At 59.2% G+C, this 11,496-nt stretch carries 10 protein-coding genes and 2 pseudogenes; 2 read left to right on the top strand and 10 right to left on the bottom strand.

The window, feature by feature from the left end; all coding sequences use genetic code 11:
- Positions 1-5: 5 nt before the first annotated feature.
- The 8 genes from AB5Y67_RS16245 to AB5Y67_RS16210 all read right to left on the bottom strand — a co-directional run bounded on the left by AB5Y67_RS16245 (position 6) and on the right by AB5Y67_RS16210 (position 7,690).
- A complete protein-coding gene (locus AB5Y67_RS16245; RefSeq protein WP_042032199.1) occupies positions 6-1,088 on the bottom strand; it encodes a glycerol dehydrogenase in 1,083 nt (360 codons plus the stop codon).
- Positions 1,089-1,213: 125 nt separating this feature from the next.
- A complete protein-coding gene (gene dhaM / locus AB5Y67_RS16240) occupies positions 1,214-1,930 on the bottom strand; it encodes a dihydroxyacetone kinase phosphoryl donor subunit DhaM (protein ID WP_199427851.1) in 717 nt (238 codons plus the stop codon).
- A gap of 1 nt (position 1,931) precedes the next feature.
- Positions 1,932-2,561 (bottom strand): dihydroxyacetone kinase subunit DhaL, encoded by a 630-nt coding sequence (gene dhaL / locus AB5Y67_RS16235; RefSeq protein ID WP_128815089.1) that lies wholly within the window; start codon positions 2,559-2,561, stop codon positions 1,932-1,934.
- 15 nt (positions 2,562-2,576) lie between these two features.
- Complete coding sequence (dhaK, locus tag AB5Y67_RS16230; RefSeq protein WP_199427852.1) at positions 2,577-3,647, bottom strand: dihydroxyacetone kinase subunit DhaK; 1,071 nt, start codon at positions 3,645-3,647, stop codon at positions 2,577-2,579.
- A 238-nt stretch (positions 3,648-3,885) separates the two neighbouring features.
- Positions 3,886-5,244: an NCS2 family permease gene (locus AB5Y67_RS16225; protein ID WP_005355011.1), complete on the bottom strand. Its 1,359-nt coding sequence runs from the start codon at positions 5,242-5,244 to the stop codon at positions 3,886-3,888.
- Between the two features lie 305 nt (positions 5,245-5,549).
- Entirely contained in the window at positions 5,550-5,762 is a 213-nt protein-coding gene (gene cspA, locus AB5Y67_RS16220) for an RNA chaperone/antiterminator CspA (RefSeq protein ID WP_005316548.1), read from the bottom strand.
- 594 nt (positions 5,763-6,356) lie between these two features.
- Positions 6,357-6,641, bottom strand: coding sequence for a DUF3811 domain-containing protein (yjbD, locus tag AB5Y67_RS16215; RefSeq protein WP_005340165.1), 285 nt, complete (start codon positions 6,639-6,641; stop codon positions 6,357-6,359).
- Positions 6,642-6,787: 146 nt separating this feature from the next.
- Positions 6,788-7,690 (bottom strand): cation diffusion facilitator family transporter, encoded by a 903-nt coding sequence (locus tag AB5Y67_RS16210; RefSeq protein ID WP_199427853.1) that lies wholly within the window; start codon positions 7,688-7,690, stop codon positions 6,788-6,790.
- A gap of 460 nt (positions 7,691-8,150) precedes the next feature.
- Here AB5Y67_RS16210 and AB5Y67_RS16205 point away from each other — a divergent pair, with 460 nt between their 5' ends.
- Positions 8,151-8,276 (top strand): hypothetical protein, encoded by a 126-nt coding sequence (locus AB5Y67_RS16205; protein WP_019445191.1) that lies wholly within the window; start codon positions 8,151-8,153, stop codon positions 8,274-8,276.
- Between the two features lie 72 nt (positions 8,277-8,348).
- Here AB5Y67_RS16205 and AB5Y67_RS16200 read toward each other — a convergent pair whose 3' ends face one another.
- Positions 8,349-9,092, bottom strand: a complete 744-nt coding sequence (locus tag AB5Y67_RS16200; RefSeq protein WP_199428633.1) for an ABC transporter substrate-binding protein — start codon at positions 9,090-9,092, stop codon at positions 8,349-8,351.
- A 412-nt stretch (positions 9,093-9,504) separates the two neighbouring features.
- Here AB5Y67_RS16200 and AB5Y67_RS16195 point away from each other — a divergent pair.
- Positions 9,505-9,708 (top strand): annotated as a pseudogene (locus AB5Y67_RS16195) (IS1595 family transposase); the annotation flags it as partial.
- Positions 9,709-9,743: 35 nt separating this feature from the next.
- Here AB5Y67_RS16195 and AB5Y67_RS16190 read toward each other — a convergent pair.
- Positions 9,744-11,496 (bottom strand): annotated as a pseudogene (locus tag AB5Y67_RS16190) (Tn3-like element TnAs1 family transposase); the annotation flags it as partial.

Here is an 11,496-nt window from a genome sequence, read left to right as displayed (position 1 = left end):
CGCGGTTACAGCCCCAGCTGGTGGGCGGTGACGATGGCCGCCAGCACATCCTCGGCGGTGACCTTGAACGGCATATTGTGGATGGTTTCGCCCTCGGCGGTGGAGGCTTTGGCCACCTCCATCAGGCGCGCCATATCCAGCTCCTTGACCCCCATCATATGCAGGTTGGTCGGCAGGCCCACCGAGCGGCAGAAACCCAGCACCGTCTCGATCTCCGCCATCGGCGCATTCTCCAGCACCAGCTGCACCAGCGTACCGAACGCCACTTTCTCGCCGTGGTAGAGGTGGTGACACTCGGCGAGCTGGGTCAGGCCGTTGTGGATGGCGTGGGCGGCGGCCAGCCCGCTGCTCTCGAAGCCGATACCGCTCAGGTAGGTGTTGGCCTCGATGATGTTCTCCACCGCCTTGGTGCAGAGCCCCTGTTCCACCGCCAGCTTGGCCTTGTAGCCATCGGCCAGCAGGGTCTTGTAGCAGAGCTCGGCGATGGCCTGCGCCGCCAGCGTAGAAGCTCCACCAGCCATGGTTTGGCAACCGGAGACCTTGTTGGCGCGCGCCTCGAAGTAGGTGGAGAGCGCATCCCCCATGCCGGAGACCAGCAGCCGCACCGGAGCGCGGGAGACCACGCCGGTATCCATGATGACCATGTTGGGGTTGGTCGGGATCATCAGGTATTCGCTGAACTGCCCCTCCGGGGTGTAGATGACCGCCAGCGCGCTGGTGGGGGCATCGGTGGAGGCGATGGTCGGCACTATGACCACCGGCACCTTCTGGTAGAAGGCGACCGACTTGGCGGTATCCAGCGTTTTGCCGCCGCCGATGCCGATGATGACGTCAAACGGGGTCTGCTGGCAGCGGGCCAGCAGGCGGTCGATCTCGGGGCGGGAGCACTCGCCGTTGAAGCAGTCGAACTCCGGCTTGATACCGGCGCCGTGGAAGCTGGTGGCCACGGTATCGCCTACCAGCTTGGTGACGAAGGCGTCGGCCAGAATGAGTGGCTTGCTGCCGAGCGCTTTGACGTAGTTGCCGATATTGGCGAGGGCCCCGTTGCCTTGCACGTATTTGCTGGGGCTGATGATAATGCGGTCCATATTCTATCCCTCTCTCTTTACTAATTAAGAATCGGGGCGAAGGGGCGGCTGTGCCGGGGACTCCTTCGTCTTGAATGAAGCTGCACAGGCTCAGCGAGCGAGTGCAGCCCCTTGAAACAGTGGCGTCAGTCGCCGAAGCGCTCGTCGGCCAGCTGCTGGAAGCAGGCCAGGGCGGCATTGGCATCCTCGCCGCGCGCCAGCAGGGTGAGCTGGTCGCCCTGACGCACGTTGAGCATGGCGAGCCGGGTCAGGCTGCGGGGATTGGCCTCTTTATCCCCCTTTTGCAGCTTGAGTTCAGCGGCAAAGGGCTTGAGGGCGGCCACCAGCCGGGCGGCGGGGCGCACATGCAGGCCGTGGGGGTTATCCACCACCACCTCACAGCGCAGCCAGCCGTCGTCGGCAACGGGGGCTGTCTCGGTGGCGGCTTGCGCTGGGCTGGCAGGCAGCATCGCCTGTTTCGGGCCCAGCGCGCCGAGCGCTTCGGCGGCCACCTCATCCAGCGTCAGGCCGGAACCGGCCGCCACCACGGCGGCCAGAGTACCTTCGACCAGCGGGGCCGGGCAGAGCCGCACCCGGGCGCTCAGCTCCGGGGGCAGCAGTTCGAGGGCGGTCTCGGCGCTCAGCAGAGCGCTGCCCAAGTCCATCAGCACCAGCACACCGCTGCCGTCATCCGCTTCTTCAATCGCACTCATCACCGCGATGGCATCGGTACCGATGGGGTGGTCGGGGTCATCGACCCCGGCCGCCAGCAGCAATTTGGCCGGGCTGCCGAGCTGGTCGGCCAGCGCTTTCAATCCGGCCGCCAGCTGGGCGCTGTGAGAGACAACTACGATTCCGATCATGTCACAACCTCGCTCTGTCACGCAGGGCGGTCAGCAGCAGCAGGGTCGAGGTGGCCCCGGCATCCTGATGGCCGATGCTGCGTTCGCCAAGATAGCTGGCGCGCCCCTTGCGGGCCTGCATCTGGATGGTCGCCTCGGTACCGGCTGCTGCGGCTGCCACTGCCTTGTCCAGCGCATCGTTGAGGGGCAGCTCTTGCTGCTGCGCCTGTTGCAGGGCAGCCAGTGCCGGCCACCAGGCATCGCACATGGTCTTGTCGCCCGGCTCGGCACGGCCACGGGAGACGATCCCCTCGACCCCGTCGCTCAGCATTTTGCACAGCTGGCTGAGGCTCAGGCTCTGGCAGGCATCGCTGCTGGCCGCGGCCCGGATAAAGAAGGTGCCGTAAAGTGGGCCGCTGGCGCCGCCGACCGAGGAGAGCAATGTCATGCCGGTGGTTTTCAGTACCTGCCCGATATCCTTGTCTGCCACTGCGGGCAGCTTCTCGGCCACCTTGGCAAAGCCGCGCTGCATGTTGAGGCCGTGGTCGCCGTCGCCGATATCGGTATCCAGCGCGGTGAGGTAGTCACGCTGCTCGGTAAAGATGTGTTCGCAGTCGAGCAGCCAGTTGACGATTTGGTGTTTGCTTAGCATGGCTATCGGCACTCCTTAGCAGCCGCGACGCAGGGCGGGGGTGTGAACGGGGGCATCCCACAGGGTCATCAGCTCATCATCCACCTTGAGCAATGTGATGGAGATGCCGGTCATGTCGAGGGAGGTGCAGTAGGGGCCAATGAGGTTGCGCACCAGATGGATGCCCGCTTCCTCGCACAGGGTGGCGAGGCAACCATAGACGCCATAGAGCTCGGAGATGGGGGTGCCGCCGAGGCTGTTGACCAGCGCGATAACCCGATCGCCTTTGTTGAGCGGCTCGATAAAGGTGTGCTCCTCCTGCCAGCTGCCGCTGGTGCGATCCCAGTGGCGCAGGGTGCGGCCATAGGGGGTGTTGTCAGCCAGCTCGCTGAACATGTCGTCCACCAGGGTATTGAGGTCGGTGAAGGGGCGACGTTCGATGCCCGGTTCGCCGTGGATGCCGACGCCGAACTCCAGCTCGTTGTCCGCCAGAGTGAAGGAGGGCTTGCCAGCGGCCGGCACGGTGCAGGCATGCATGGCCACGCCTATGGTACGGCTCTGGTTGTTGATACGACGGGCCAGCGCCTCGCAGCGCGCCAGATCGTAGCCCGCCTCGGCGGCGGCACCGACCAGCTTCTCGCACAGCACGGTCGTGGCTACGCCACGGCGACCTGCGGTATAGAGGCTGTCTTTGACCGCCACGTCATCATCGATCAGGGCGAAGCCCACTTTTACACCATCGCCGTGCAGCAGCTCGACCGCGGTCTCGAAGTTGAGTATGTCGCCGGTGTAGTTCTTCACCAGAAACAGCACGCCCGCGCCGCCATCAACGGCCTGACCGCACTCGTACATCTGATCCGGCGTCGGGGAGGTAAAAATCTCGCCGGGGCAGGCGCCATCCAGCATCCCTTTGCCCACCAGACCGCCGTGCATCGGCTCGTGGCCGCTGCCACCGCCAGAGACCAGCGCCACCTTGCCCATCACGGGGGAGTCGGCGCGAGTGATGTAGTGGGGTTCGATACGTACCTTGAGCTCGGGGTGGGCGGCTGCCATCCCCATCAGTTGTTCACGGACCACGGCATCGACGGCATTGATCAGTTTCTTCATGGCTCACTCCTTGGCTTGCCACCGCACGGGTGGGCAAATGGTTGATGGAGCCAGTCTAACGACAGAAAAATGGATAAAAATGACGGGCGTTTTGGTTCGGATTTGAAACAGCAGAAGAGGGATAGGTGTTTCAATCTGAAACGGTGCGGGGCAAACGGGTGGGAAACTGTTAGCTGACTCACAGCCATGAAAAAGGGCCCCGCAGGGCCCTTCGCTATAACCGGAATATGCGGACGGGTTAGATGGCCCAGCCACCGGCGTAGAAGACCACCAGCGCCAGGGCGATGATGACGGTGCCGACGTTCAGCTTCTTCCACTCGGCAGCGAAGATGCGGCCAACGACCAGCGCCACGAAGCCCAGCATGATGCCGGTCACGATGTTGCAGGTGAGCACGATAAAGACGGCGCACAGCATGCCGGAGAGGGCATCGACCGAGTCGCTGAAGTCCAGCTTGGTGACGTTGCCCAGCATCAGCAGACCGACATACATCAGCGCCGGTGCGGTGGCGTAAGCCGGTACCAGATAGCTGAGCGGGGAGAGGAAGATCATCAGCAGGAACAGTACACCGACCAGTGCAGCGGTCAGACCGGTCTTGCCTCCGGCCGCGGTGCCTGCGGCGGATTCGATGTAGACGGCAGCCGGAGCACCACCAACGGCACCTGCCACCATGCTGCTGACGGAGTCGGCAGTCAGGGCCTTGCCGCCGCTGATGATGTGGCCACGTTCGTTGATGAGGCCAGCCTGACCGGCCACGGCACGGATGGTACCGGTGGCGTCAAACACGGCGGTCATCACCAGTGCCAGTACGGTCGGAATCACCACCGGGTTGAGGGCGCCCAGCAGATCCATGCTGCCCACCAGTGAGCCTTTCTCACCGGTCAGGCTCGGCATGGCGAAGAAGCCCTGCCAGGTCACTTTCGGGTCGAAGATAAGGCCGAGGATGGAGATAGCGATAATCACCATCAGGATGCCGCCCGGCACCTTGCGACGCTCCAGACCGAAGATGGCGGCCAGACCCAGCACCGTCATGATGACCGGGAAGGCGGTCACTTCACCCAGCTGAACCGGCAGACCGGCCCCTTCGTTCTTGATCACCATGCCAACACCGTTGGTGGCAATCAGCAGCAGGAACAGACCGATACCGATGCCGGTGCCGTGAGCGATGCCGGAGGGGAGGTTATCCAGGATCCACTGGCGCACGCCGGTGACACTGATCAGGGTAAACAGCACACCCATCAGGAAGATGGCGCCCAGCGCGACCGGAATGCTCAGCCCCTGACCCAGCACCAGACTGAAGGCGGTAAAGGCGGTGAGGGAGATGGCGCAACCGATAGCCATCGGCAGTTTGGCCCACAGCCCCATCAGCAGGGAGCCGAAGGCAGCGATCAAGCAGGTGGCCACAAACACCGGGCCCTGCTCAAAGCCAGCGGCACCCAGCATGTTCGGCACCACTATGATGCTGTAGACCATCGCCAGGAAGGTGGTCAGCCCCGCGACCAGCTCCTGACGCACGCTGCTGCCGCGCGCAGAAATGGAAAAATAAGAGTCCAGAAAGCCGCCAGTCCCTGTTTGGGCGGCCATATCTTGCTTTGCCATAACTAATCCTGAAAGTGTGAAGGAAATCGTTTGCGTTGGTGGCGCGCAAAATAGCAAGAATTCGCGGCAAATACAGCGGATAACCTGACTTTTTCGTCACTATTTTACATTTTGAGTCCATTCGGAGCTCATTGTAAGACTCAAGTGGTGAGAGCGTGTAAGGCAGGGATCAAGCGGTTGGGGGAGGGGAGATCAGTGAGGAAAAAGCGGGGAAAAACAAAAAACCCGCCGAAGCGGGTTTTTTTAAATTCTTGCAGAGCTGTCAGCAGTTGGCATAAGCCATCAGCAGCACGCTCCGGCTTGAATTACAGACCAACTACGTTGGCAGCAGCCGGGCCTTTCTGGCCTTGCTCGATGGTGAACTCAACGCGCTGACCTTCGTCCAGGGTTTTGAAGCTGGTGGACTGGATAGCGGAGAAGTGTACGAACACGTCTTTGCTGCCGTCAGCCGGGGAGATGAAACCAAAACCTTTCTCAGCGTTGAAGAACTTAACGGTACCAGTCATTTTGTTAGACATAATAATTTCCTTAAATAGTGTTGAATACCACCTAAATGGCAATTTTTGATTTTTCGTCAGCAATACGTATGGGGAGCACTAAAGAAGGAGAATTATTTGATAAGAATTATCCGAGGATAACGCTTATGCTAATCACTGCTTTACTAAAATGACTGCCTAACATAATCAGGTCTGAACTGCCGAACCATCGAGAAAGATTAAAACACGCTCTCATTTTTAAAGCAAACTTTATCTCGATATTAATGTTTTGTAACAACTAAAAATATCATTTTTTATAGTAAACATGATGCATTTCAACGGCATAGAAAAATCAGTGCAGACTCATATCACCCTGTAGCAAGCCGGATTCGGCTTTTTTGTCCTGACTATGTAGCCAGTTCTGGCAAAAAATATGAGAAAAAATGAAAAGCTGGCGATAGATGGGGATTGTCAGTTGGCGTTTTCTCTAACGCGCAATGTAAATCACTTCTTTGCTGCTGCGATTAGCTTCTGAGCTGCAAATCAATGGCGGCGCCAAATTTGGCTCATCGAGCATCGCCCAGACATGCAAACGCCCGCAGGCACAAGTGCCAGCGGGCGTTTTGCAAGAGGGGATCAGCGCTTGCTGCGAAACTTGTTGCTGACCGAATCAATCCAGCTGAAGGTTTCCGGCAGTACCTGGTTCTTGGCGCGCTCTTTGGCTTTCTCGCGAGCCAGCTTGGAGGCTGCCTTGGCCGCTTCGGCGCGGTCGGCTACAATTTTCAGGCGACCCTCTTCGCGGATCTTGTTCCGCTCTCCGTTGGTCAGCTGGTGGTCTGCATTGGCTTGTGCCTTTTGCAATAACAAGGCTATCTCGGCTTTTTCGGCCTCGGTCAGATCTTTCATTTCCAGCTTTTTCACGGCGCGCTCCTGCGGCAGGGTGGTTAGACACCCTAACACAGTTGTGCCGATCACTTCTTATGCAATCGGCTTTCCGGCAGTAAAAATGCGGGTTTGTGCCAACTTTCCGTTATTTCGTTGCCACTTTCCCGCCTGTTTGCCACATTTCAATTTATGGCGAGCGGTGAGGGCAGCTCTTGCTCCTCCGGCTCGACGTGGATCAGCACGATGGCGTGGGGCAGTTGCGCCATGATGGCGTGTTCGATGCGATCACAGATATCGTGGGCTTCGCCGATGCTCATCTCCGGGGGCAGGGTGAGATGGAAGTCGATATGGCGACGACGACCGGCACGACGGCTGCGCAGATCGTGAAAACCGCTGGCGGCAGGGCAGCATTCGGTGATGATGCGGCTGGTCATCGCCAGCTCTTCCGGGCTCATGCTCTGGTCGATCAGCGGCTGGAAGGCCTCGTTGAGCATGCTGATCGCCTCTCTGACAATAAAGATGGCGACCGCAATGGCGACCAGCGGGTCGAGGATGGCGAGTGAATGGCCGAACAGACCGGCCAGCCAGATCCCGCCAAGACCGACGGCGACCCCGGCGGAGGTGAGCACATCCGCCTTGAGATGGAGCGCATCGGCCGCCAGGGCGACTGACTCCTCCTCTCGGGCCACCTTGTAGAGGTAGGTAGAGACGCCGCTGTTGACCAGCGCCGAGATCACCATCACCAGCACGCCCCAGCCAATGCTTTCAATCGGGCTGGGGGTGATCAGCTTGTCGACGGCTTCGAAGATGATCCAGCCCGCGGCCAGCAAGATAAGCAGTGCTTCGATGACGCCGGAGACATTTTCAATCTTGTCGTGACCATAGGGGTGGCGTTCATCGGGTGGGAGATCGGACTTTTTCACCGCGAACAGGGCGATCAGGGCCGCCACCAGATCCATGGCGGAGTGGATCGCCTCCGAGATGATACTGACTGAGCCGCTGGCGAAACCGGCCACCATTTTCATGATGATCAGACTGATATTGGAGCAGACCGACACCATGGCGGCTCTGGTTTTTCTGTTCATGTACAGCTTCCTGAATAAAAACGGATATTTCGGTGCGGCGCGCATTATATCCGGCTGACCGGAAATAACCTATTCGGTGTTGTAACCTGATGTTTCCGGTGATATTGCGAATGCTTATTAAAATGGTGGCCTCTTGCGCGGCAATAAATAATGAGAGGGATTTATATTTATCCGTGAAAATATCCAGATAACGATGGCTTAATATAAGCGTGACAACATTTAATAATGCGAATTACTCTTTTTTGGTCTTTCCTGTCGAGGTCGTTTGGCCTCCCCGCTCAAGGGGCTGCGCGCGACATCTTTTGGACGAGAATGAGGCTGGATCCGGATGCCGCTGGAGGGTATGCTGAGTCTGGTGATGGTCTTGCACCATCCCACCAAGCGTACTGAAGTTGATGATTCGGATGGCATGCTGGCTCCCATGAGGAACCAACTGTCTGGGTAACATTTTTGGAGTTTGATGATGAGTAACAAAGAACATCACAACGGCAAAGATGCCAAGAAAAAACCGCAGATGTCACTGAAAGAGAAACGCGAAGCCAAACGTCAGAAAGCAGAACTGAAAAACGGCAGCGCAATGAAGTAACGCTCCCCTACTGCTGTTCCTTCGGAGCCAGTACAAAGCCAGCCCTTACCGGCTGGCTTTTATGTTTGTGGCTCACGGTGTGGCGCCGTAAGCCGCGAAAATCTGGTGATAACGACCATCCTGACGCATCGCCTCAAGGCGCTTATCAAACAGATTGCGTGCATCGGCCGTTCGGAAGGCAAAGTGATAGACGGTGGGCGGGAAGAGGTCTGCTTGCCTGACCTGATTGCGCTCGTAGTGCTCGCCTGCCTGGGCGGTGGCGATCAGCTGGTCGAGGTAGTAGTAGAACACCCGCTCCTCCAGTACGACTGCATCCACCCTGCCGCGCATTAGCTGATGTACCTGCACCTGCTGCTTGGCTACCTCCTCATAGTGGGGATTCTGGTTGGCCATGGTGGCGAACGCGCCCCCCAGAATGATCCTTGCCCGTTGAAAGGCGGTGACCCGTTTTGAATGCAGATCGTCCAGAGTGCTGATGTGGGTGCTGCGCAGGGTGAAGATCCGGTTATGGAAGGTGATAACGGGCTGGGTCAGAACGTGAGGATCAACCATACCGGGTCTGACGTTGATGATGGCATCCAGCTTTCCTGACTCGAACAGGCGGAAGGTACGCTCCAGCGGCAGAAATTCAAAGTTGGGCTCATAGCCGCTGCCAGCGAACGCCTCTTTCAGCAGATCCAGCTCAATGCCACGCTGATTACTTTCGATGACATAAGGGGGGATGGCAAAGCTGACCCCGACCTTGAGTGGCTTTGCCTGCAATTGGCCGGAGAGCAAGCTGGTCAGCATTAGCAATAAAGGGGTGAGCAGTTTCATTGCACTTTTCACAAAGCGCTCCTGTGGAGGATATCCATCACTGTAGGGGAGGCAACCAAAAAGCGTTATATCCCTTTCGGGCTGAGAGGTTCAGCCTGAGTGCATAAAAAAAGACCCTGAGTTATCAGGGCCTTTTCAATATTCTGTTCTTAGAACGGTTAGCGTCACCTGATAAGAGGCAATTCTAAATATAATCAATATATTTCAACATGATAATGACATTTTCATTATTATTGTCAATTATTTTGTTAGGTTTCCCACGGTGTGGAAAGGAAAACTTTACACTTTTGGGCCACGGCTCAACATGAGCACATTTATAGTTGTCTCGCCAGAACGGTTTCTTTTGACGCTGTCCCAATTACGTGTTGAAAGGCTAATCTTGAAGTAGGCCATCACCTTGAGGTCTACCATCATGGATACCCCTGCCTTTCAACACCTGTTATCCCTCTTTCCACAGCTTACCCAGCGCCAGCGTCGTGTTGCCCAGCAGCAGCTCACGGCGCCACAAGCCATTACCTCGCTCAATACCCAGTTACCGGCATGCAGCGGTTGCCCTCATTGTCAGGCCGATGTCTCCCAGCTGGCGCCTTGGGGATGGAGTCGGGGATTGCGCCGCTAGGGGAGCCCGCAGAATTCGGAAAAAATCGTACGCTAAGGTTTTCCGGGCATCCGTAAGGGCCGAAACTTCCCGTCTTCCAGTCTGCGGCTCTGCCGCCAGACGTAATCGCCGGTTAGGTTGATGTGCTCCCAGCCCAGCGGCGACAGGAATTGCAGCAGCTCGCCGTCCACCGGCTTGCCGGCCTCGACCAACCCCTGGGTGGCGCGTTCCAGGTACACCGTGTTCCACAGCACGATAGCCGCCGTCACCAGGTTGAGGCCGCTGGCCCGGTAGCGCTGCTGCTCGAAGCTCCGATCCCTGATTTCCCCAAGGCGGTTGAAGAACACCGCCCTGGCCAGCGAGTTGCGCGCCTCACCTTTGTTCAGGCCGGCATGCACGCGGCGGCGCAGTTCAACACTTTGCAGCCAGTCCAGGATGAACAGCGTGCGCTCGATCCGGCCCAGCTCGCGCAGGGCCACGGCCAGTCCGTTCTGGCGCGGGTAGCTGCCGAGCTTGCGCAGCATCAGCGAGGCGGTGACGGTGCCCTGCTTGATCGAGCTGGCCAGGCGCAGGATGTCGTCCCAGTGGGCACGCACGTGCTTGATGTTCAGGGTGCCGCCGATCAGCGGGCGCAACGTCGGGTAGGCTTGCACGCCCTGCGGCACGTACAGCTTGGTTTCGCCGAGGTCGCGGATGCGCGGCGCGAAGCGGAAGCCTAGCAGGTGCATCAGGGCAAAGACGTGATCGGTGAAGCCGGCCGTGTCGGTGTAGTGCTCCTCGATCCGCAGGTCGGACTCGTGGTACAGCAGGCCGTCGAGCACATAGGTGGAATCGCGGACGCCGACATTCACCACGCGGGTGCTGAACGGCGCGTACTGGTCGGAGATATGGGTATAGAACAGCCGTCCCGGCTCGCTACCGTACTTCGGGTTGACGTGCCCGGTGCTCTCGCCCCGGCCACCCGCGCGGAAGCGCTGGCCATCGGAGGATGAGGTCGTGCCGTCGCCCCAGTGGGCGGCAAAGGCGTGGCGATACTGGTGGTTGACCAGCTCGGCCAAGGCCGCCGAATAGGTTTCGTCGCGGATGTGCCAGGCTTGCAGCCAGGACAGCTTGGCGTAGGTCAGGCCGGGGCTCGACTCGGCCATCTTGGTCAGCCCGAGGTTGATCGCATCACCGAGGATTGCGGACAGCAGCAACGTCCTGTCTTTGGCCTCGGCCCCGTCCTTCAAGTGGGTGAAGTGGCGGCTGAAGCCCGTCCAGTCGTCCACGTCCATCAGCAGTTCGGTGATCTTGATGCGCGGCAGTAACTGGCTGGTTTGGTCGATCAGCGCCTGCGCCCGATCCGGCACCGCCGCATCCAGCGGGGTGATTTTCAGCCCTGACTCGGTGAGGATGGCATCGGGCAGCTCGTTGTCCTTGGCCAGGCGGGTGACGGTGGCCAACTGCTCGTCCAGCAGCTGCAAACGCTCTTCCAGGTACTGGTCGCTGTTCGGGTTGATCGCCAGGGGCAGGGCCTGCTCGCGCTTGAGTGCGGCGAACTTCTCGGCCGGCAGCAGGTAGTCGTCGAAGTCGCGGAACTGCCGCGAGCCCTTGACCCAGATGTCGCCGGAGCGCAGGGCGTTCTTCAGCTCGGACAGGGCGCAGATTTCGTAGAATTTCCGGTCGAGGCCTTCCGGGGTGATCACCAGCGGCTTCCAGCGCGGCTTGATGAAGGCCGTGGGTGCATCGGCCGGCACCTTGCGCAGGTTGTCGGCGTTCATCTCACGCAGGGTCTGCACGGCTGCCAGCACGCCTTGCGCGGCCGGC

Origin of the sequence: Aeromonas sp. s12 (assembly GCF_040907925.1) — a bacterium.
GTDB lineage: Bacteria > Pseudomonadota > Gammaproteobacteria > Enterobacterales > Aeromonadaceae > Aeromonas > Aeromonas veronii.
Note: the sequence above shows the minus strand (reverse complement) of the source record. Positions and strands in the feature narration are given on the sequence as shown.